The sequence below is a fragment of the Rahnella sp. AN3-3W3 genome, assembly GCF_003263545.1.
Classification (GTDB): Bacteria; Pseudomonadota; Gammaproteobacteria; order Enterobacterales; family Enterobacteriaceae; genus Rahnella; species Rahnella variigena.
In genome coordinates, this window is sequence record NZ_JYDG01000091.1 from 1 (window position 1) to 19,400 (window position 19,400).

General features: G+C 51.6%; 25 protein-coding genes and 1 other annotated feature. Of the genes, 19 read left to right on the top strand and 6 right to left on the bottom strand.

Features of this window, described 5'->3' with window-relative positions:
- Positions 1 to 199: 199 nt before the first annotated feature.
- The 3 genes from clpB to rluD all read right to left on the bottom strand — a co-directional run bounded on the left by clpB (position 200) and on the right by rluD (position 4,618).
- A complete protein-coding gene (gene clpB / locus UC15_RS20670) occupies positions 200 to 2,773 on the bottom strand; it encodes an ATP-dependent chaperone ClpB (RefSeq protein ID WP_112290592.1) in 2,574 nt (857 codons plus the stop codon).
- 130 nt (positions 2,774 to 2,903) lie between these two features.
- Positions 2,904 to 3,641 carry a purine nucleoside phosphorylase YfiH gene (yfiH, locus tag UC15_RS20675; protein ID WP_112290593.1) on the bottom strand — a complete coding sequence of 246 codons (738 nt, stop codon included), beginning with the start codon at positions 3,639 to 3,641 and terminating at the stop codon, positions 2,904 to 2,906.
- Positions 3,641 to 4,618 carry a 23S rRNA pseudouridine(1911/1915/1917) synthase RluD gene (rluD, locus tag UC15_RS20680; RefSeq protein WP_112290595.1) on the bottom strand — a complete coding sequence of 326 codons (978 nt, stop codon included), beginning with the start codon at positions 4,616 to 4,618 and terminating at the stop codon, positions 3,641 to 3,643. Before rluD ends, yfiH begins: the two co-directional genes overlap by 1 nt.
- 130 nt (positions 4,619 to 4,748) lie before the next feature.
- Here rluD and bamD point away from each other — a divergent pair, with 130 nt between their 5' ends.
- From bamD to pheA, 4 genes are all read left to right on the top strand, one after another.
- A complete protein-coding gene (gene bamD, locus UC15_RS20690; RefSeq protein WP_112290596.1) occupies positions 4,749 to 5,483 on the top strand; it encodes an outer membrane protein assembly factor BamD in 735 nt (244 codons plus the stop codon).
- 316 nt (positions 5,484 to 5,799) lie between these two features.
- Positions 5,800 to 6,144: a ribosome-associated translation inhibitor RaiA gene (raiA, locus tag UC15_RS20695; RefSeq protein WP_112290598.1), complete on the top strand. Its 345-nt coding sequence runs from the start codon at positions 5,800 to 5,802 to the stop codon at positions 6,142 to 6,144.
- 134 nt (positions 6,145 to 6,278) lie between these two features.
- Positions 6,279 to 6,403 (top strand) — a sequence feature (Phe leader region).
- Positions 6,280 to 6,327: a hypothetical protein gene (locus tag UC15_RS26285; protein WP_369794779.1), complete on the top strand. Its 48-nt coding sequence runs from the start codon at positions 6,280 to 6,282 to the stop codon at positions 6,325 to 6,327. (Overlaps the previous feature by 48 nt.)
- A 53-nt stretch (positions 6,404 to 6,456) precedes the next feature.
- The gene (pheA, locus tag UC15_RS20700; protein WP_112290600.1) at positions 6,457 to 7,611 is read left to right on the top strand and encodes a bifunctional chorismate mutase/prephenate dehydratase; all 1,155 of its coding nucleotides are present in this window, start codon (positions 6,457 to 6,459) and stop codon (positions 7,609 to 7,611) included.
- Positions 7,612 to 7,693: 82 nt separating this feature from the next.
- On the opposite strand, the gene tyrA is transcribed toward pheA, so the two are convergent.
- The 3 genes from tyrA to UC15_RS20715 form a co-directional block, all read right to left on the bottom strand.
- Positions 7,694 to 8,815, bottom strand: a complete 1,122-nt coding sequence (gene tyrA, locus UC15_RS20705; protein ID WP_112290601.1) for a bifunctional chorismate mutase/prephenate dehydrogenase — start codon at positions 8,813 to 8,815, stop codon at positions 7,694 to 7,696.
- 6 nt (positions 8,816 to 8,821) lie between these two features.
- Positions 8,822 to 9,898 (bottom strand): 3-deoxy-7-phosphoheptulonate synthase, encoded by a 1,077-nt coding sequence (locus UC15_RS20710; RefSeq protein ID WP_112290603.1) that lies wholly within the window; start codon positions 9,896 to 9,898, stop codon positions 8,822 to 8,824.
- 291 nt (positions 9,899 to 10,189) lie between these two features.
- The gene (locus tag UC15_RS20715) at positions 10,190 to 10,780 is read right to left on the bottom strand and encodes a phage repressor protein CI (protein ID WP_112290605.1); all 591 of its coding nucleotides are present in this window, start codon (positions 10,778 to 10,780) and stop codon (positions 10,190 to 10,192) included.
- A 132-nt stretch (positions 10,781 to 10,912) separates the two neighbouring features.
- On the opposite strand from UC15_RS20715, the gene UC15_RS20720 reads away from it, so the two are divergent.
- The 15 genes from UC15_RS20720 to UC15_RS20785 all read left to right on the top strand — a co-directional run bounded on the left by UC15_RS20720 (position 10,913) and on the right by UC15_RS20785 (position 19,367).
- On the top strand, positions 10,913 to 11,188 hold the full coding sequence (locus tag UC15_RS20720) for a DUF5347 family protein (RefSeq protein WP_112290606.1): 276 nt from the start codon (positions 10,913 to 10,915) through the stop codon (positions 11,186 to 11,188).
- Positions 11,188 to 11,409, top strand: a complete 222-nt coding sequence (locus UC15_RS20725) for a TraR/DksA C4-type zinc finger protein (protein ID WP_112290608.1) — start codon at positions 11,188 to 11,190, stop codon at positions 11,407 to 11,409. Before UC15_RS20720 ends, UC15_RS20725 begins: the two co-directional genes overlap by 1 nt.
- Before the next feature lie 92 nt (positions 11,410 to 11,501).
- Positions 11,502 to 13,463: a replication endonuclease gene (locus UC15_RS20730; protein ID WP_112290609.1), complete on the top strand. Its 1,962-nt coding sequence runs from the start codon at positions 11,502 to 11,504 to the stop codon at positions 13,461 to 13,463.
- Between the two features lie 75 nt (positions 13,464 to 13,538).
- A complete protein-coding gene (locus UC15_RS20735; protein WP_112290611.1) occupies positions 13,539 to 13,733 on the top strand; it encodes a hypothetical protein in 195 nt (64 codons plus the stop codon).
- 211 nt (positions 13,734 to 13,944) lie between these two features.
- Positions 13,945 to 14,148, top strand: coding sequence for a tail protein X (locus UC15_RS20740; RefSeq protein WP_112290612.1), 204 nt, complete (start codon positions 13,945 to 13,947; stop codon positions 14,146 to 14,148).
- Entirely contained in the window at positions 14,139 to 14,360 is a 222-nt protein-coding gene (locus UC15_RS20745) for an HP1 family phage holin (protein ID WP_112290614.1), read from the top strand. Before UC15_RS20740 ends, UC15_RS20745 begins: the two co-directional genes overlap by 10 nt.
- Positions 14,341 to 14,850, top strand: a complete 510-nt coding sequence (locus tag UC15_RS20750; RefSeq protein WP_112290615.1) for a lysozyme — start codon at positions 14,341 to 14,343, stop codon at positions 14,848 to 14,850. The genes UC15_RS20745 and UC15_RS20750 overlap by 20 nt, the downstream gene beginning before the upstream one ends.
- Positions 14,851 to 15,279, top strand: coding sequence for an Rz-like lysis system protein LysB (lysB, locus tag UC15_RS20755; RefSeq protein WP_112290617.1), 429 nt, complete (start codon positions 14,851 to 14,853; stop codon positions 15,277 to 15,279).
- On the top strand, positions 15,167 to 15,409 hold the full coding sequence (lysC, locus tag UC15_RS26090; protein ID WP_232829959.1) for an Rz1-like lysis system protein LysC: 243 nt from the start codon (positions 15,167 to 15,169) through the stop codon (positions 15,407 to 15,409). The genes lysB and lysC overlap by 113 nt, the downstream gene beginning before the upstream one ends.
- Positions 15,372 to 15,833 carry a phage tail protein gene (locus UC15_RS20760; RefSeq protein ID WP_112290618.1) on the top strand — a complete coding sequence of 154 codons (462 nt, stop codon included), beginning with the start codon at positions 15,372 to 15,374 and terminating at the stop codon, positions 15,831 to 15,833. The genes lysC and UC15_RS20760 overlap by 38 nt, the downstream gene beginning before the upstream one ends.
- 81 nt (positions 15,834 to 15,914) lie before the next feature.
- Entirely contained in the window at positions 15,915 to 16,556 is a 642-nt protein-coding gene (locus UC15_RS20765; protein ID WP_112290620.1) for a phage baseplate assembly protein V, read from the top strand.
- The gene (locus UC15_RS20770) at positions 16,553 to 16,903 is read left to right on the top strand and encodes a GPW/gp25 family protein (protein ID WP_112290622.1); all 351 of its coding nucleotides are present in this window, start codon (positions 16,553 to 16,555) and stop codon (positions 16,901 to 16,903) included. The genes UC15_RS20765 and UC15_RS20770 overlap by 4 nt, the downstream gene beginning before the upstream one ends.
- Before the next feature lie 5 nt (positions 16,904 to 16,908).
- Complete coding sequence (locus tag UC15_RS20775) at positions 16,909 to 17,817, top strand: baseplate assembly protein (RefSeq protein ID WP_112290623.1); 909 nt, start codon at positions 16,909 to 16,911, stop codon at positions 17,815 to 17,817.
- Positions 17,810 to 18,424 (top strand): phage tail protein I, encoded by a 615-nt coding sequence (locus UC15_RS20780; protein WP_112290625.1) that lies wholly within the window; start codon positions 17,810 to 17,812, stop codon positions 18,422 to 18,424. The genes UC15_RS20775 and UC15_RS20780 overlap by 8 nt, the downstream gene beginning before the upstream one ends.
- On the top strand, positions 18,414 to 19,367 hold the full coding sequence (locus UC15_RS20785; protein WP_112290626.1) for a phage tail protein: 954 nt from the start codon (positions 18,414 to 18,416) through the stop codon (positions 19,365 to 19,367). Before UC15_RS20780 ends, UC15_RS20785 begins: the two co-directional genes overlap by 11 nt.
- Positions 19,368 to 19,400 lie beyond the last annotated feature (33 nt).

A 19,400-nucleotide genomic window follows, 5' to 3' on the forward strand; every position in this document is an offset into this window, starting at 1 on the left:
GGTTACTTCGTGATGTTGTTAACGTTGTTCCCTGTCGATGGAGCGGCATTATAGGGAGTTCTCAGCAGGCCGCAAGGGCTAATTTCACTTTTCTCATCAACCGCCCATAAATTCATCAAATGAATTAATAACGAACAAAAAGTGCATAAAAAACGGGCTCCGGATTGCTCCGGAGCGTTTTAGCTTCCTTATTACCTAATTACTGTCTTGCGATGATGTGATCATTTTCCACATCGACAGTAATTGGCTTACCTGGTATCAGCTTGCCAGACAAAATTTGCTGAGCCAGCGGGTTTTCAATCTCCTGCTGGATGGCACGTTTCAACGGACGCGCGCCATAAACCGGGTCAAATCCAGTATTGCCCAGCAACTCGAGCGCCGCATCGGTGAGCATTGCCGTATAGCCGTGTTCTTCTAAACGTTTATACAAACGTTCCAGCTGAATCTTAGCGATGTTTTTAATATGCGCATGGCCCAGCGGATGGAACACGACAACTTCATCTATACGGTTGATGAATTCCGGACGGAAGCTGTGTGTGACCACTTCCATGACTGATTCTTTCATCTGCGCATAGCTGGCCTCGCCAAAGTGTTGCTGAATAATGTCTGAACCCAGGTTAGAGGTCATGATGACCACCGTATTACGGAAGTCGACCGTTCTGCCCTGCCCGTCCGTTAAGCGACCGTCATCCAGCACCTGTAATAAGATGTTGAAGACATCAGGGTGCGCCTTCTCTACTTCATCTAATAAGATGACAGAGTAAGGACGACGACGAACCGCTTCGGTCAGGTACCCCCCTTCCTCATAACCGACATAACCCGGAGGCGCACCGACCAGACGTGAAACGGAGTGTTTTTCCATAAACTCTGACATATCGATGCGAACCATCGCGTCATCGCTGTTAAACAGGAATGTCGCCAGCGCCTTACACAGCTCTGTTTTACCCACACCGGTCGGACCGAGGAACAGGAATGACCCGATCGGGCGGTTTGGATCCGACAACCCTGCACGACTACGACGAATCGCATTCGATACCGCTTCAACCGCTTCGTTCTGACCAATCACACGATTGTGCAACTCTTCTTCCATACGCAGCAGTTTTTCACGTTCGCTTTCCAGCATGCGTGCCACCGGAATACCGGTCCAGCGCGCCAGCACGTCGGCAATTTCCACATCTGTCACGCGGTTGCGTAACAGCTTCATGGTTTTACCTTCCGCCTGAGTGGCCGCTGCCAGCTGTTTTTCCAGTTCCGGTATTTTCCCGTATTGCAATTCTGACATACGTCCCAGGTCACCCACGCGGCGAGCCTGTTCAAGCGTGATCTTCGCCTGCTCCAGTTCCGCTTTAATATTCTGCGTGCCAGTCAGGGAAGCTTTTTCGGCTTTCCACTCTTCTTCCAGCTCAGAATATTCGCGCTCTTTCTGGTTCAGTTCGGTTTCCAGCATCTCCAGACGTTTCACACTGGCGTCATCAGACTCTTTCTTCAACGCCTGCTGTTCCAGTTTCAGCTGGATAATACGGCGATCGAGACGGTCCAGAGACTCCGGTTTAGAGTCCATCTGCATACGAATGCTGGATGCCGCTTCATCTATAAGGTCGATCGCTTTATCCGGTAACTGACGATCCGAGATATAACGGTGGGACAACGTCGCCGCCGCAACGATAGCCGGGTCAGTAATCTGGACATGGTGATGCAGCTCGTAGCGTTCTTTCAGGCCACGCAAGATAGCGATGGTGTCTTCAACAGAAGGCTCGGCAACAAACACTTTCTGGAAACGACGCTCTAACGCCGCATCCTTCTCTATAAACTGACGATATTCATTTAATGTCGTCGCACCTACGCAGTGAAGTTCACCACGCGCCAGAGCCGGTTTCAGCATATTGCCGGCATCCATCGCGCCATCGGCTTTACCCGCGCCAACCATGGTATGCAATTCGTCGATAAACAGAATGACGTTGCCTTCCTGTTTAGCCAGATCACTCAGCACGCCTTTCAGACGTTCTTCAAATTCACCGCGATATTTTGCGCCAGCCACCAGTGCGCCCATATCTAATGAAAGCACTCGTTTATTTTTCAGGCCTTCCGGCACTTCACCATTAATGATGCGTTGTGCCAGCCCCTCCGCAATCGCGGTTTTACCGACACCAGGCTCACCAATAAGAACCGGGTTGTTTTTGGTACGACGTTGCAGAACCTGAATGGTTCGGCGAATTTCTTCATCACGACCGATGACCGGATCCAGTTTGCCCTGCTCGGCACGTTCGGTCAGATCGATAGTGAATTTTTTCAATGCCTGACGTTGGTCTTCGGCATTCTGGTCATCCACTTTCTCACCTCCACGCATTTGATCGATAGCCGCAGTAATTTTCTCGGCAGTTGCGCCGCAGGCTTTTAACACATCCGTTAAAGAGCCGCGGTCTTTCATCACAGCCAGAACAAACAGTTCTGAAGAAATAAAGGTATCAGCACGCTGCTGTGCCAATTTGTCACAAAGATTTAAAACACGTACCAGTTCATTGGATGGTTGAACATCCCCACCGGTACCTTCAACTTGCGGCAAACGCCCCAAAGCCTGATCAACGTCCGTGCGCAGTTTCTGGGTATCTACCCCAGCCGCAGTTAATAAAGGACGAACGGTCCCGCCTTCCTGAGTAAGCAAAGCGCTCATCAGGTGAACAGGTTCGATAAATTGATTGTCGCGCCCGAGCGCGAGTGACTGAGCATCCGCGAGGGCAAGCTGGAATTTGCTGGTAAGACGATCCAGACGCATAACACCTCCAATACTGAACAAAATTGCTACTGGAGACTAGATGAGGTCAACCCTCACGTTTTCAAGGTTATCTTGGCAGTATATTAGGAGGACTGCTGCTATGCGCGATGGATCGTCTTGATTCGATAGGTTATATCAGCCAAATTAAACTTGCCAGCCGTCCGGTAATTCCGTCGCGCCGGTAAGAGTAAAATGTGGTGCTGTCGGTCACAGTGCAATACTCGCCGCCATAAATAGCGGTGAGACCAGCGGCCTGTAAACGCAATCTGGCTAACAGGTAAATGTCGGCCCTAAATTTGGTGCCCGCTGGGGTAAAAGCAACGGATGCAATACTGTTCTCCGCCAAAAAGGCGTCACGCACTTCTCCGCCGACTTCAAAATGCGCAGGACCAATTGCCGGTCCCATCCACGCCATGATTTCTGCGGGAGCAGCCTCAAAGCAGGCAACCGTATTTTCCAACACGCCTGCACACAAACCACGCCAGCCCGCATGCGCTGCAGCCACTTCATCGCCGTTTTTACTGCAAAACAGAACCGGTAAACAATCGGCTGTCATTGCTGCGCAGACAACGCCTGGCTCGCGGGTATAGGCCGCATCGGCAATCTGTGTCGGAATAAGAGGAGTTTGCGATGATAAACGAACCACGTCGGTGCCATGAACCTGCTCCAGCCAGTGTGGCGAAGCAGGCAGACCGCCAAGTTCAATCAACCGCTGGCGGTTCAGCGCAACATGCTCAGGAGAATCCCCGACATGACTGCCGAGGTTAAGCGAACCGTAAGGTGGCAGACTGACGCCTCCTTCGCGGGTTGTCGCACATGACCGCACCGATGCCGGTTGCGGCCACTGAGGCTGGATAAGCAGGCTCATTACCAGTTCATCTGGTCCTTGAACTCTTCGGTATCCGCTTTAAGCGCATTGATCAGGTCAACCATATCCTGCGGAAGTGGCGCATGCCATTCCATCTGAATACCGGTTACCGGATGATAAAGACGCAGCATGGTCGCATGAAGAGCCTGACGATCAAAGCTACGCAGCATATTGATAAATGCTTCGGAAGCGCCTTTTGGCAGACGCGGACGGCCACCATAAAGCTGATCACCCAACAGAGGATGGTTAATATGTGCCATATGTACGCGGATCTGATGCGTACGGCCGGATTCCAGACGCAGACGCAGACGCGTATGAGCACGGAAATGCTCCATAATGCGATAGTGCGTGGTCGCCGGTTTGCCGGTCGGATGAACCGCCATGTGCGTACGCTTGGTGGAATGGCGCGCAATCGGCTCATTCACTGTGCCGCCTGCCGTCATTGTACCAATAGCGACCGCTTCATATTCGCGGGTAATTTCGCGCGCCTGAAGTGCAGTGACCAGATGCGTTTGCGCAGGAACTGACTTCGCGACGACCATCAGACCCGTGGTGTCTTTATCGAGACGGTGAACAATGCCGCAGCGAGGAACATCAATGATTGCAGGGTAATAATGCAGCAAAGCATTCAGTACCGTGCCATCAGGATTCCCTGCACCCGGATGAACAACCAGATCGCGGGGTTTATTGATGACTAAAATATCGTTATCTTCATACACGATATCTAAAGCGATATCTTGTGGCAGCCAACGCGCTTCTTCTTCAATTTGCGCATCGATTGCGATAGCCTCGCCACCCAACACTTTTTCTTTTGGTTTGGTCACTTTTTTGCCATTGACCGTGACCCTGTCTTCAAGGATCCAATCTTTTATGCGAGATCTTGAATAATCAGGGAACAATTCGGCCAAAGCCTGATCTAACCGTTGACCGAGTTGAGATTCGGCCACCGTTGCGGTGAGTTGTACTTGTTGTGCCATATGCAGCTTCTTGGTTAACGTTGGGTTTTCACGGCGATGCCGTTTAAAATAATGTGCTATTGTAGCTGGTCTTTGTCGGGAGCTTAACGGACAGTCTCCCAGAATAACACCTGAGGATAATCAAAACGTCATGACGCGTGTGAAATATCTGGTGGCAGCAGCCACGTTGAGCCTGGCGCTGGTCGGTTGCTCCAGTTCCAAAGAAACGGTTCCCGATAACCCGCCTAACGTCCTTTATGCCACTGCCCAGCAAAAGCTGCAGGACGGTAACTTTAAAGGCGCGATTGCGCAATTAGAAGCGCTGGATAACCGCTATCCGTTTGGGCCTTACTCGCAGCAAGTTCAGTTAGATCTGATTTATGCCTATTACAAGTCTGCTGACTTGCCAATGGCTCAGGCTTCTATTGATCGCTTTATGCGTCTGAACCCAACCCATCCAAACATCGACTACGTCATGTATATGCGTGGTTTAACGGATATGGCGTTGGATGACAGTGCGCTGCAAGGATTCTTCGGTGTTGATCGTTCAGACCGTGATCCGCAGCATGCGCGTGCAGCATTCCGCGATTTCAGCCAGTTGATCCACACGTATCCAAACAGCCAGTACGCCACTGATGCGACTAAACGTTTGGTATTCCTGAAAGATCGTTTGGCGAAATACGAGCTGTCAGTGGTGCAATACTACACTAAACGCGGTGCTTACGTCGCTGTTGTTAACCGTGTTGAGCAAATGCTGAAAGATTACCCGGATACGAAAGCGACGCATGACGCGCTGCCGTTGATGGAAAGCGCCTATCGTGAACTGCAGCTGAACAACCAGGCTGATAAAGTTGCGAAAATTATTGCGGCCAATAACGCAGCATAATTTTAAAATGTCCGTACACACAAACGGTAGCTCAGGCTGCCGTTTTTTTTGGCTTTGATTCGGGAAAAGTCAGAGAAGAGTGAACGTGATGAACGAAAAAACAGGTTAAAAAACGCAGAAGATAATGCACTGATCCCATCAATCATGCCTGCTCCTTAGCGAAGTCTCAAGGCCTTTCCCGCCATTAATTACCCTGGGTCACATAAACGCCAAAGTTGACAAAAAGTGACAAAAAACCGTGGTTTTGGACAGGCATTTCATAAAAAAGGCTGGTATGTTGGATTCATCGGAGACGGAAATAAGAGAGGTAAGTCATATGACAGTCAACATTACCAGTAAACAAATGGACATCACCGCCGCGATTCGTGAACACATCGAAGGCCGTCTGAAAAAACTGGATAAATGGCAAACTCAGCTCATTAACCCGCATATAATCCTGTCGAAAGAACCTCAGGGATTTGTCGCCGATGCGACCATCAGTACACCAAACGGGAAACTGGTTGCCAGTGCTACGCACGATGATATGTACGCTGCGATTAACGACATGACCGCAAAGCTTGAGCGTCAGCTCAACAAAGCGCAGCACAAGGGTGAAGCCCGCCGTGCAGAATCTGGCGTCAAAGAACTCAATCTGGAACCGGTGCAGGAAGAAGAGGAATAACCGGCTTATCGGAAAGGCAGTTCACAGCGCGCTCTCAGGAGCGCGTTTTTTGTGTCTTGAGGAAATCTTATTGACACAGAGAAAAGCCAGCGGTTACTTTAAGACTCTGCTCAAAATTATGGAAACAACGCTCACATGAATACCCGTCTGTTTTTCTTCGCATTCTTTTTTACCTTCCCCTGATTGGGAGGCGTTTCGTCGCGAAAGAATGAATGCGAAGACGAACAACAAAGCCTCCTGAAAAGGGGGCTTTTTTTATGCCTGCGTTTTACACATTTTGCTGAAAGAAAGAACATCAAAAAGGGTAACAACATGACCGAGAACTCATTACTGGCTCTGCGCGAACGCATCAGCGCATTAGACCTGAAACTGCTGGCTCTGCTGGCAGAACGACGCACGATGGCGATAGAAGTCGCGCAATCCAAAATGCACTCTCACCGCCCGATCCGCGACAAAGAACGTGAAATTGAACTGATTAACGCACTGATTCAGGAAGGGAAAAAACAGGGGCTCGACGGTCATTACATTACCCGCGTGTATCAGCTGATCATTGAAGATTCCGTTCTGACCCAGCAGGCTCTGCTCCAGCAACATCTGAATAAAACCCCTTCTGATTCCGCCCGTATCGCTTTCCTCGGTCCGAAAGGTTCTTATTCACATCTTGCCGCACGCCAGTTTGCCGCCCGCCATTTCGACCAGTTCATCGAATGTGGCTGCCAGAAATTCCAGGATATCTTCTCTCAGGTAGAAACCGGTCAGGCCGATTACGCCGTATTGCCCATTGAAAATACCAGTTCCGGTTCAATCAATGACGTTTATGATCTGCTGCAACACACCAGCCTGTCGATTGTGGGTGAGCTGACCAATCCTATCAATCATTGCGTACTGGTTGCGACCGATACTGATTTGTCGCAGATCCAGACGGTTTACAGCCATCCTCAGCCTTTCCAGCAATGCAGTCAGTTCATCAACCGCTTCCCTCACTGGAAAATTGAATACTGCGAAAGCACTGCGGCGGCGATGGAAAAAGTGGCCGCGGCCAATTCTCCACACGTGGCGGCGCTCGGCAGCGAAGCCGGTGGCGCGCTGTATAAACTGCAGGTGCTTGAACATAATCTGGCGAACCAGCAGGAAAACATTACCCGCTTCATTATCCTGGCACGCAAGGCAATTGAAGTCACAGATCAGGTTCCGGCCAAAACTACGCTGATTATGGCGACCGGCCAGCAGGCAGGTGCGCTGGTAAATGCGCTGCTGGTGCTGCGCGATCAGGGCATCATCATGACCAAACTGGAATCTCGCCCGATTAACGGCAATCCATGGGAAGAGATGTTTTATATCGATGTGCAGGCCAACCTGCGTTCTGAAGAAATGAAAAAGGCGCTGAAGGATCTGGCTCCGATCACCCGTTCGCTGAAAGTGCTCGGCTGTTATCCAAGCGAGAACGTCGTCTCTGTTGATTTGTAATTTCACAAACAACCTGTAATTTCTCGCAAACAAAAAGGGCGCTGCACACAATGGCAGCGCCCTTTTTTCATTTCAGGACAACTTACTTACGGTTGTCGTTAGCCTGTCTCAGCAGCGCACCACTTTCTTTCAGGAAGCGTGGCGCATAATCGCCAAACCAGTGCTCAACCTTTCTGAATTTGTCGATAAACGCCTGTTTATCACCGCTTTCAAGCAGAGCAAGCGCATCACCAAAACGCTGATAGTAACGTTTTATCAGCGCCAGATTGCTTTCTGACGACATAATAATGTCAGCATAAAGCTGCGGATCCTGCGCAAACAGTCGTCCGACCATCGCCAGTTCGAGGCGGTAAATCGGTGAAGACAGTGCCAGCAATTGCTCGATCTGCACATTCTCTTCTGACAAATGCAGCCCATACGCAAAGGTCGCGAAGTGACGCAATGCCTGAATAAACGCCATATTCTGATCATGTTCGACGGCGCTGATTTTATGCAACCGTGCGCCCCAGACCTGCAACTGCTCAAGCAGCCACTGATATGCCTGAGGTTCGCGGCCATCGCAATACACCACCACCTGTTTAGCCAGGCTGCTGACATCCGGACCGAACATCGGATGCAGACCAAGTACCGGGCCTTCATGCACTGCCAGCATTGCCTGCAGCGGACGGTTTTTTACCGACGCCAGATCCACCAGAATACAGTCATCAGGGAGTTTCGGCAGACGTGCGATCACTTCTTCGGTCAGATGGATCGGTACACTGACGATGACCATTCCGGCATCCGCCAGCAATGTTTCTGCCTGCGGCCAGTCTTCCTGCTCCAGCACTTTCACCTGATAACCGGAAAGCTCCAGCAAACGGGTGAACAAACGCCCCATCTGCCCGTTCCCGCCGATAATCACCACCGGACGCAGTGCCGGATGCAGCGTCTTAAAGCCTTTATCGTTTTCGCTTGAGTAGGACTCACGCATCACGCGGCGCAATACATCTTCAATCAGATCCGGCGGAACACCGAGGTTTTGCGCTTCCTGACGACGTGAAGCCAGCATCGCTGCTTCACGTTCAGGCACATAAATCGGCAAACCATAACGGCTTTTGACTTCACCGACTTCCGCCACCAGCGCAAGACGCCGTGATAAGAGATCTAACAACGCTTTATCAACGTCGTCGATCTGATCGCGCAACGCGTTAAGTTCTGCCACCATAAAAACTTACTCTCCTGCGATTCGTGCCGCCAGCGCATCGCCCAGTTCCTGATGCATGGTACGCAGCAGGTCTTCAGTCGTTTCCCAGTTGATACAGGCATCCGTCACAGACACACCGTATTTCATGGCTGAACGCGGTTGTTCAGAAGACTGGCTGCCTTCGTTCAGATGACTTTCCAGCATCAGCCCCGTGATAGAGCGGTTACCGGCTTTAATCTGGTCGATGACGGACTGAGCCACAACAGGCTGGCGACGATAGTCTTTGTTTGAGTTACCGTGACTGCAATCTATCATCAAGGAAGGACGGAGTCCCGCGTCGGTCATCTGTTTTTCACATGCCTGAACGTCCTGCTCGCTGTAATTTGGTGTCTTACCGCCGCGTAAAATCACATGCCCGTCCGGGTTGCCCTGAGTCTGCAACAGGCAAACCTGCCCGGCCTGATTAATGCCTACAAAACGGTGCGCCATCTCAGCTGCACGCATGGCGTTGATCGCCGTGCCCAGGCTGCCGTCGGTGCCGTTCTTGAAGCCAACTGGCATTGACAGACCAGACGCCATTTCACGGTGTGTCTGAGATTCCGTGGTACGCGCACCGATTGCTGACCAGCTGAACAGATCGCCTAAGTATTGCGGACTGTTTGGATCCAGCGCTTCAGTTGCCAGCGGTAAACCCATGCCGACCAGTTGCAGCAGCAAATCACGGGCAATATGCAGCCCTGCTTCCACATCAAACGTACCGTCCATGTGTGGATCGTTAATCAACCCTTTCCAGCCGACAGTGGTACGTGGTTTTTCAAAGTAAACGCGCATCACGATGTACAAACGATCGCTCAGCTCAGCCGCCAGTGTTTTCAGATGGCGTGCGTAATCGAGCGCGGCATCAACGTCATGAATTGAACAAGGGCCACACACCACCAGAAGGCGAGGATCACGTCCATGCACGATATCGGCGATGGTTTTACGTGCTTCGGAAATACTGTTTTCGTCGCTGATGCTTAAAGGAAAACGGTTTTTCAACTCTTCAGGAGTGATAAGGATTTGTTCAGCAGTGATGTGAACATTATTCAGGGCGTCTTTTTGCATGATCGTGTTCCGCTATGAGGAAAATGGGCTGCCACAGAGGCATCTGCGGACAACATTAACACAGCACGTAAACTTATCAAGCCTTACTTGTAAACATAACATTACCAATACAGCGTAACCAAGCATGCAATGGAAAGTTATATTTACACAAAGAGAATCTTAGCTCAAAGAGGTGTACCGTAATTGTTACATACGTGTTAACAGGTAAGTCATGGGAATTCAGGACAAGATATAGAGAGGATGAGGCAGGGAATGCCCTCAGCAGCGGGTATGCTGCTGAGGAAACAAAATTTAAAGATTACGATCCAGAGTAATAAAGACCTGCCCCAGGGCAGTCACTTCATCCACGCCACACTCGAAATGGCTTTCCTGACGCGTCACGCTGAGTCGGTTACCGGGAATACGGGCCACATCGTAAACATCCAGATCACCATCGATATCCAGCAACCAGCGGCCATTGCCCGGATGGGTACTGCCCAGATCAATAATCCACGAGTGATGGCCTTTCACAACATAAGCCGGTTGAGTCAGCGAGTCATCCAGCAGCGAAGGATCAACAGACCAGACGCCCTCTTCTTCCAGCGCTCCGCCACGCAATCTCAATTTTTTAAGTTGGCGGATATCACCGGACGCTGCTGCGCCTGAAAGCGCTGAATCCTGCATGTTGCCTTTGCCTGTCGCCAGCCAGCGTAATGACACGCCGGTGTCCAGCGCACAGGCCACGACCACATCACCGGGGAAATAATCTCTTCTTACCCAGGTACTTATCGTTCCAGATGACAAACCGTACAGATCCCCCAGTTCCTTTTGCATGCTAAAGCCGTAAGCCTGAAGCATACGCGTCAGAACAGCTTTTCCACCTTCAAGTTCATCTAATTGCATCTGGCGAAAACCCCTGAATCTGTAAATATCATCTTGACAACTCGCAAATGCAAGCTTAGATTGATTATGTAATGTACCGACTGACGACCATGATACCAAATTTACGGCGTCGTGGAGAAATAAGGAGACGCGATGTTTTTAGGAACAGAGCAGCAGCGCCAGACCGGACTGCGCCATATCGCTCATCTGAAAGAAATTTATTTCGCTCAGAGTAAGGATCGGGTTGAGGTTATTTATGATCAGGCCAGTGAAAAATGGAAACTTACCTTATGTTTTCATGCCGGCCTTAAACGTCATCATACCTTACTGACATATTCACAATTAAATGATGAGGAACAAATGAAAATAACACAGGCCTTATTATCACTACGCCATTTCACGGCGATATTTAAAGGAGAACTTTACTGATGGCAGACTGGATAGATGAATCGCAGGAGTATCAGTTAAAAATCCTTCAAGCACAGATTACGCAGGCTACCCGCACGCAGCCTTCGCCGTCTGCCTTCTTCTGCGTGGATTGTGACACTCCCATTGCGGAGCCACGCAGGAAAATCATTCCCGGTGTACAGCGATGTATTGAGTGCCAGGAAATTGAGGAAATTAAAAGAAAGAATTATCGCCCCGTATAAACCCTCAGATTAATGCTATTAATTTTCGTATCTGCGCTGGAAATAAACTTATTTCCAGAAGGTTTTTTGTATTCTAATTTTCGGAAATAAACATGTCAGATAACAGAGGCAGGGTAATGCCTTCCCCGCCGCCGGCTTTTAACCGGGCAGCGGGGCAATTGTTCGCAGGGAAATGGGGGTGGAATGCCCCGCGACCGGCGCTCAGCAGTCCGCTGGAAAAACCTCTTAACCGTGATTTCTGCCTGCGCCAGCAAACAGCCCTTTCCCGGATGGCAGCATTGCCTCGCTGTCTGCGTACGCCTTTACATCAGCGGTATGCGTTTTTGCTGAAAACAAAGGGAGTCCGCGCGGCGGTTCATTTTCTGATGACAGTGTTTACGCAGCGTTTGTGGCCGCGGATTCAGCAGGTGAATGCGCGAAACACCCTGAACCGTCAGATCTCGCAAAAGCTCCTCATGGAAGAAGAGATGTTTAACCGCCTGCCTGATCTTAATGATGACAGCCTGAGAAGGCTGGCCAGCAAGCTGGCAGTGCATATGCAAGATGCTTACGAATATCACTGTGAACGGTGGCTGCAAAATCGACCTGATCAACCCGACGTGTTATTGCAAGACAGCACGCAGCACGAGATTTACGGGCATATCGCCGCGATGGCCCGCTCGTGTCGCGTACAGCCTCTTTACTGGCAGAGATGGCAAAAAGGCCGTATGACCGCACATTCAGCCGTCGCCAGTATTTCCCGTCTGGTCAGTGGTGAATGGTGGGAAAAACAGCTGCGTTCAAAACAGCGTTTGTGGCGCGAAGCCCTGATGATTGCCTGTGGTTATGTGAGCCGCGCAACATCGCCATATGCCAGTAAAAATGCCATCCGTGATGTGGTGTCACGCCGCTTATCCGCCATTAATTACCTGAAACAATGCCAGCTCGAAAATGTCGAATCAGGGGAAACACTGAGCCTGCTGGAGACCGTATTAGCCAGCATTTCCAACCCTAAACTTCGCCGTATGGAACTGATGACGCTGATCGCCGGTATCGAAGATGTTGCTGACCAGCAGCGGGACTGCGGCCTGTTTATCACGCTGACCACACCTTCAAAATACCATCCGCTGAAAACGACTGGCGCCGGATCATCACCCATTTTTAACCAGAAATGGGATCAGCACGCGTTTACACCCAAAGATGCACAACGTTATCTGGTCGCGGTCTGGGCAAAAATCCGCACCACGTTTAAAGACCGGAACCTGAAAGTGTACGGTGTGCGCGTCGTCGAACCGCATCACGACGGCACTCCGCACTGGCACATGATGCTGTTCACACCAGCGAATCAGCAGCAAAAGGTGACTGAAGTAATGCGCCGTTACGCACTGGAAGAAGATCCGGATGAGCCAGGCGCTGCGGAGTCACGTTTTAATTGTAAGCCGCTGAACCGCGGCGGTGCGGCGGGTTACATTGCGAAATACGTCTCCAAGAATATTGATGGTTATGCGCTTGATGGCGAAAAGGATTTTGACTCCGGACGCCTGCTTACTGATGTCGCGACTGCGGTCACCTCATGGGCATCGACGTGGCGGATCCCGCAATTTCACGCCATTGGCATTCCTGCCGTCGGCGCGTGGCGTGAATGTCGGCGGATCAGACATCAGAGTCTGAACAGCCGCTTTGATAAACGCGTAGAGGACGTCCGCAGCGCCGCCGACCAGGGGGATTTTGCCGGTTATATTCAGGCACAGGGCGGCATACACATTCCGCGAAAAGAGCAAACGGTTCGCGTTGCGCGCCAGCTCAGCGGGGAAACCAATGCCTGGGGCGAGCCCCGTCATAAAGTCATCGGCATTTACGCGCCGCATCTTGGTACTTCGCTTATTTACCTGACACATACCGAACAATGGCGGATTGTCCGTCACCGGCCTTGTTCTGTGGAAATGCCGGAGATTCGCTTACCTTGGAGTTCTGTCAATAACTGTGGATCGCCTCCGACGAATATAACCGGCAATCACCACAAAAACCGTGCCAATAAAAATTCATGCTTAAATTCAAGCAATTATAAATTTTAAAATGCCCTGAGTGTTGACGTATTAGATCAATTAAAGAATACTGTATATAAACACAGTATCTGGCGAGGGGAGAAAATGGAAAACCTGACTAAACAACAGCTAACGTTGTCCAGGATACAATTGATCGCAGACATATCGCAGACAGCCCAATGCAATCCAAAAGAATTTCTGGTCATGATGTCGCTGATCTCAGAACTGGCAGGTCAGGCGCTGACTGACGAGAACCAGAACGCAGTCTGCTACAACGGGAGTACTGACGACCCTCACTGAATACCAGACCCTGCGGCGGTAGTAATCAACATTGTTGGCGCTTGCCCGACCGGTTTCCCTCCGGACTAAGCGCCCCGCCCTCTCCCTGTGTTATTTATCTGCTTCTCTGTTGTGCCAGTCGTTTCACATCCCTTCCAGATTGCCGCTCCACGCCCTATTCCGCAGACTGATCTCATCAACTGACGATTCTACTCACTCGCGGAGAAAACCCATGAAAGTCTATGCACAACAGGGCGACACCCTCGATTCCCTTTGCTGGCGTTATTACAACCGTACCGCTGCGGTCGTCGAAAAAGTCTTTGCCGCCAATAAAGGCATCGCCGATTTAGGTCCGTTGTTGCCTCACGGTACGGCCGTTGATTTACCTGACATTGCAGAACAACCGGTTCAGGAGGCGATCAAATTATGGGACTGAGTACTGAGCGCATCAGTTCAGGCTGCGCCTATTTTATTGCCACCTCACTGACCTGGCTCGCCAGCCTGACATCGCAGGACTTCGCCTTTCTGGTCGGCTCTGGTGTCGGGGTCGGTACGTTCCTGATCAACTGGTATTACCGGCGCAAAAGCTATCAGTTGCTGGCACGCAGCGGCCTGCGCAAAGACACCTATGAAAACCTCAACTCTTAAACGCTGCAGTGCTGCCGTGGTGTTAGGGCTGATGGCGGTATTGCCAGGCTATCTGTCACTGCAGGTGTCGGCAGAAGGATTGCGGCTTATCACCGATTTTGAAGGCTGTCAGCTGCAGCCCTACCAGTGCAGTGCCGGTGTATGGACCAGCGGCATCGGCCACACCGCAGGGGTTAAACCGGCACAAACCATTACCGAACATCAGGCCGCTGAAAACCTGCTGGCAGATATTCAGCAGACCGAGCGCGCCATTAAAAAATGTATGCCGGTGACCATGCCACAGCCGGTTTTTGATGCCGTCGTGTCCTTCGGTTTTAACGTCGGCACCGGAGCAGCCTGTCAATCCACGCTGGCATTTTTCATCAACCAGCAGCAGTGGCAGAAAGCTTGTGATCAGCTCCCGCGCTGGGTTTTCGTTAATGGTGAACGTAATCGCGGACTGGAACGCAGGCGAAATGCCGAGCGTGCCGTCTGCCTGAAAGGGGTCTGAATGCGCCTGTTACCGGCACTTCTGGCCGGGATGGTTTTGCTGATCGCCATCCTGCTGCTTTCCAACCGTTCATTACAGCACGACCTCAACAACGCTGGTCTGCAACGCGATGCCCTGGCGGCTCAGGTGCAGCAACGGGATCAGCTGATCACCGTTCTGAACCAGCAAATGCGCCAGCGCGAGCAGGCTGAGCTGGCGTTACGTGAAGACCTGAGCACGGCCCGGCAAATGATGCAAAGCCGCGAAAAACAAAGGCAGAGGAGCCTCCATGAAAATCTGCAAACCCGTCAGTGGGCTGATACCGGGCTACCTGCTGATGTTAGCCGGCTGCACCAGCGTCCCGCCTTCAGCTCCGCCATCGATTATTTACGTTGGCTGTCCGGCGGTCAGCTCATGCCCGATGCCGGCCAGCAAACCGGTCACCAATGAAGATCTGAGCGCCGACATTCTCCAGCTGGAATCTGCGCTGATGGATTGCGGCTTACAAATCGAAGCCATCAAAAAGTGTCAGGAGGCACAACATGCAAAAACCGATTCAGTTGCAACAACGGCTGACTGAACAAATCCCTCAGCTTACTGCCGCACCGGAAAAACTGGCCCTGACTACCGGCGCCGGCAACGTGGTAGCCACATCGGCACCTTCGCTGTCTTTTGAATATCGCTATCCGCTGACAGTGACGATTACGGATGAAGCGATCAGCGAAATACTGGTCGATCTGACCGTGGTCACCGTCCTCGACTGGCTGCAGGTTAATCAGCCTGAGATCCTCGGCAACGCGGCGCACCGGCTGAGTGATTTCACTTTCACTCAGCAGGCGAACAGCCTGGTCCTGACGCTGCAACTGACTGAGCGCGTGCAGGTTTCAGATTCAGAAGATGTCCGCACCATCACGCATCTGCCTGAACCCCCATTGCCGGAAAACGTGACGCTGCCGCGTGAGGTTTATCTCAACGGAGAACTGATCAGCAGCTGGACGGTGTGACACGGTAAACCTTGTTGTGTCAGCCGCTGACGAACGGTCAACGGTTGTCGCTCAACCCTCTGAAACGGCATCCTTTATCCCATGAATACGACTCTTCAACTCAACGACATAATGCGGCTGATTGGCAATCTGGTGCGCATCGGCAACGTCTCAGAACTGGATCTTGCCAACGCACGTTGCCGCGTTGCGACGGGCAGCAACGTAACGGCCTGGCTGCCGTGGATGACGCACCGCGCTGGCCGCACGCGCAGCTGGTGGGCGCCTTCCGTCGGCGAGCAGGTTTTGCTGCTCTCGATGGGCGGCGAACTGAATACGGCATTCGTCTTACCCGCCGTTTTCTCCGATGCCTCACCCGCGCCATCGGCTTCGCCAGATGCCCTTCATCTGGCCTTCCCGGACGGCGCCGTTTTTGAATACGAACCGGCACAAAGCGCTTTAAAAGTGACGGGAATTAAAACCGCAGTCATCAACGCATCGCAGAAAGTGGAGGTAACAGCGCCCGAAATCCGCTGCACCGCCAGCACCCGCATCACGCTGGACACGCCGGAAGTGGTTTGCACAAGCAAGCTGACCACCGGATCCCTTGAAGTGAAACAAGGTGGCACGCTGACCGGCAACTTAATCCATAGCGGCGGCAGCCTGACATCCAACGGCATCGTTGTGCATACCCATCGCCACAGCGGTGTTCAGACCGGTGGCGGTCAGACAGGAGGCCCGCAATGAGCAATCCGAAATACCTGGGGATGGACAGAAATAGCGGTCTGGCTATCGAAGATCTCGACCATATTCGCCAGTCCGTCAGCGATATTTTGAATACGCCGGTGGGCTCAAGAGTGATGCGCCGTAATTACGGCTCGCTGCTGTCGGAGCTGATTGATCAGCCGCAAAACGGCGCCCTGCGGCTACAGATGATGGCCGTGTGTTACACCGCCCTGTTGCAGTGGGAACCCCGCGTTTCACTGACTGCTATCACTTTTGACACCGGCTACGACGGCAAGATGGTGATTGAACTGACCGGAAGCCGTAACGATACGGCGACGGATTTTTCCCTGAATATTCCTGTGAGCTGACACTTATGGCAACGATCGATTTGAGCCAGTTACCGGCCCCCGATGTGGTCGAACAACTGGATTATGAAACCCTGCTTGAAGAACGTAAAACGACGCTGATTTCGCTCTATCCCGCCGACCAGCAGGAAGCCATCAGCCGGACACTGACGCTGGAATCCGAACCGCTGGTCAAGCTGTTGCAGGAGAACGCTTACCGCGAACTGATCCTGCGCCAGCGAGTTAACGAATCCGCCCGCGCGGTAATGGTGGCGTATGCGACAGGCAGCGATCTGGATCAGCTGGCGGCGAATTTTAATGTTCAGCGCCTGGTTTTACAGCCAGCGGATAACACCACCATCCCGCCAACGGCTGCCATTCTGGAAGCTGATAGTGATTTACGTATGCGCATCCCTCAGGCATTTGAAGGGTTAAGCGTGGCCGGTCCGACCGGCGCTTACGAATATCATGCCCGCTCGGCAGACGGGCGCATTGCGGATGCATCGGCAATCAGCCCGTCGCCCGCTGAAGTGACCGTCACTATTTTGTCACGTGATGACGACGGCGTTGCCTCCAGTGATTTGCTCCTTGCCGTGGAGAAAGCCCTGAACGATGAAGATGTCCGTCCGGTTGCCGATCGCGTCACAGTACAGGCAGCTGAGATTGTGCCTTATCAGATTGATGCCGTGCTGTATGTTTTGCCTACACCTGAAATTGAGCCCGTCCGTGCGGCGTCTGAAGCGCAGCTGAAAACCTACATCAACACGCAAAGCCGGTTAGGTCGCGATATCCGGCTTTCTGCAATCTATGCCGCTTTGCATGTTGAAGGCGTTCAGCGTGTTGAGCTTTCATCACCGCTGGCAGACATCGTGCTTGATAAAACTCAGGCGTCACTTTGTACCGATTACTCACTGACAGTGGGAGGCTCGGATGAGTAATCGTCTGTTACCTTCGGGTTCTACTCAGCTTGAAGTTGCGGCCGCACAGGCGCTGTCGCAAATAGGTAATCTCAGCGTTCCTCTGCGTGAACTTTGGGATCCTGATACCTGCCCGCTGGAGTTGCTGCCTTATCTTGCCTGGGCATTTTCGGTCGATCGCTGGGATGAAAACTGGACCGAACCGGCGAAACGCTCTGCCGTTCTCGCCGCCTGGTTCGTTCATAAACACAAAGGCACCATCGGCGCATTGCGACGGGTCGTTGAACCGCTGGGATATTTAATTCGCGTCACCGAATGGTGGCAGACCCACGATGTTCCGGGCACTTTTCGCCTTGATGTCGGCGTACTTGAAACGGGCATTACGGAAGAAATGTACCAGGAACTCGAACGCCTGATCACCGATGCCAAACCCTGTAGCCGTCATCTGATCGGGCTCTCCATCAATCTGGACGTCACCGGTGATTTTTATATCGCCGCAGCGACTTACGACGGCGAAGAACTGACGGTTTATCCCTATTTCCCTGAAACCATTACTGCATCCGGCTCTGTCTATACCGGTTCAGCCATTCATTTAATCGACAACCTGAGAGTTAATTATGACAGCTAAATATTATGCGTTGCTGACCAATCTGGGTGCAGCGAAACTGGCCAATGCTACCGCGCTGGGTACACAACTAAGTCTGACGCAAATGGCTGTCGGTGATGGCGGCGGTATTTTGCCAACGCCCGATCCGGCACAAACAAAATTGATCGGCGAAAAACGTCGCGCCTCACTCAACTCACTCAGCGTTGATCCGGCGAATACTAACCAGATCATTGCTGAACAGATCATTCCCGAAGATCAGGGGGGATTTTGGATCCGCGAGATTGGCTTATTTGATCAGGACAATACGCTGATTGCTATCGCCAACTGCCCTGAAACCTATAAACCCCAGTTACAGGAAGGCAGCGGCCGCACTCAAACCGTACGTATGATTTTAGTGGTAAACAGCACTGACGCGGTAACGCTGAAAATTGATCCGTCTGTGGTACTGGCAACTCGCAAATATGTCGATGATAAAGTCATTGAGGTTAAGACGTATGCGGATGACCTGATGGCGAAACATGTGGCGGCTGTGAATCCACATGCGCAATACTTACAAATTGCGAATGCTTTGAAAGAAATTAAAGACAAGAATCTCGTTGCCAAAGTGTTAGAAAACTTAGGCCTGGGTGAAGCAGCAAAACGTGGAGTAGGTACAGGCATTAACCAAATTCCTGATATGTCCGCATTTGCAAGTGGCCCTAATTGGATAAGATTACCAAGTGGTGACATTATACAACGTGGTATTTCCCTTGCTGGCTTATCAGGTTCACCGACAACCATCAGCCTTCCTGTTCCATTTAGTGACACTAATTATACTGTTGTTTCAAGTTATGATAACGCACGTTCCTCTTCGTCAACTGCGTATCCTTTTGCAGCTCTTCCAGCTACACCTTCAACTTTTACAATGATGGTAGGCGCCACTTCAGGGGGACATTACGGTTATTGGATAGCCATAGGGAAATAGCAGGAACCGAATTAAACTTATCCTAAAAAATGC

Bases quoted from the DNA above. Each gene is read 5' to 3' on its own strand.
- UC15_RS20725 (WP_112290608.1), top strand. From the start codon at position 11,188: ATGGCAGACTGGATAGATGAATCGCAGGAGTATCAGTTAAAAATCCTT.
- UC15_RS20740 (WP_112290612.1), top strand. From the start codon at position 13,945: ATGAAAGTCTATGCACAACAGGGCGACACCCTCGATTCCCTTTGCTGG.
- clpB (WP_112290592.1), bottom strand. From the start codon at position 2,773: ATGCGTCTGGATCGTCTTACCAGCAAATTCCAGCTTGCCCTCGCGGAT.
- tyrA (WP_112290601.1), bottom strand. From the start codon at position 8,815: ATGGTGGCAGAACTTAACGCGTTGCGCGATCAGATCGACGACGTTGAT.
- UC15_RS20775 (WP_112290623.1), top strand. From the start codon at position 16,909: ATGGCAACGATCGATTTGAGCCAGTTACCGGCCCCCGATGTGGTCGAA.
- UC15_RS20735 (WP_112290611.1), top strand. From the start codon at position 13,539: ATGGAAAACCTGACTAAACAACAGCTAACGTTGTCCAGGATACAATTG.
- yfiH (WP_112290593.1), bottom strand. From the start codon at position 3,641: ATGAGCCTGCTTATCCAGCCTCAGTGGCCGCAACCGGCATCGGTGCGG.
- UC15_RS20780 (WP_112290625.1), top strand. From the start codon at position 17,810: ATGAGTAATCGTCTGTTACCTTCGGGTTCTACTCAGCTTGAAGTTGCG.
- UC15_RS20710 (WP_112290603.1), bottom strand. From the start codon at position 9,898: ATGCAAAAAGACGCCCTGAATAATGTTCACATCACTGCTGAACAAATC.
- UC15_RS20770 (WP_112290622.1), top strand. From the start codon at position 16,553: ATGAGCAATCCGAAATACCTGGGGATGGACAGAAATAGCGGTCTGGCT.
- UC15_RS20745 (WP_112290614.1), top strand. From the start codon at position 14,139: ATGGGACTGAGTACTGAGCGCATCAGTTCAGGCTGCGCCTATTTTATT.
- lysC (WP_232829959.1), top strand. From the start codon at position 15,167: ATGTTAGCCGGCTGCACCAGCGTCCCGCCTTCAGCTCCGCCATCGATT.
- UC15_RS20720 (WP_112290606.1), top strand. From the start codon at position 10,913: ATGTTTTTAGGAACAGAGCAGCAGCGCCAGACCGGACTGCGCCATATC.
- UC15_RS20785 (WP_112290626.1), top strand. From the start codon at position 18,414: ATGACAGCTAAATATTATGCGTTGCTGACCAATCTGGGTGCAGCGAAA.
- raiA (WP_112290598.1), top strand. From the start codon at position 5,800: ATGACAGTCAACATTACCAGTAAACAAATGGACATCACCGCCGCGATT.
- UC15_RS20765 (WP_112290620.1), top strand. From the start codon at position 15,915: ATGAATACGACTCTTCAACTCAACGACATAATGCGGCTGATTGGCAAT.
- lysB (WP_112290617.1), top strand. From the start codon at position 14,851: ATGCGCCTGTTACCGGCACTTCTGGCCGGGATGGTTTTGCTGATCGCC.
- pheA (WP_112290600.1), top strand. From the start codon at position 6,457: ATGACCGAGAACTCATTACTGGCTCTGCGCGAACGCATCAGCGCATTA.
- bamD (WP_112290596.1), top strand. From the start codon at position 4,749: ATGACGCGTGTGAAATATCTGGTGGCAGCAGCCACGTTGAGCCTGGCG.
- rluD (WP_112290595.1), bottom strand. From the start codon at position 4,618: ATGGCACAACAAGTACAACTCACCGCAACGGTGGCCGAATCTCAACTC.
- UC15_RS20750 (WP_112290615.1), top strand. From the start codon at position 14,341: ATGAAAACCTCAACTCTTAAACGCTGCAGTGCTGCCGTGGTGTTAGGG.
- UC15_RS20715 (WP_112290605.1), bottom strand. From the start codon at position 10,780: ATGCAATTAGATGAACTTGAAGGTGGAAAAGCTGTTCTGACGCGTATG.
- UC15_RS20760 (WP_112290618.1), top strand. From the start codon at position 15,372: ATGCAAAAACCGATTCAGTTGCAACAACGGCTGACTGAACAAATCCCT.
- UC15_RS20730 (WP_112290609.1), top strand. From the start codon at position 11,502: ATGTCAGATAACAGAGGCAGGGTAATGCCTTCCCCGCCGCCGGCTTTT.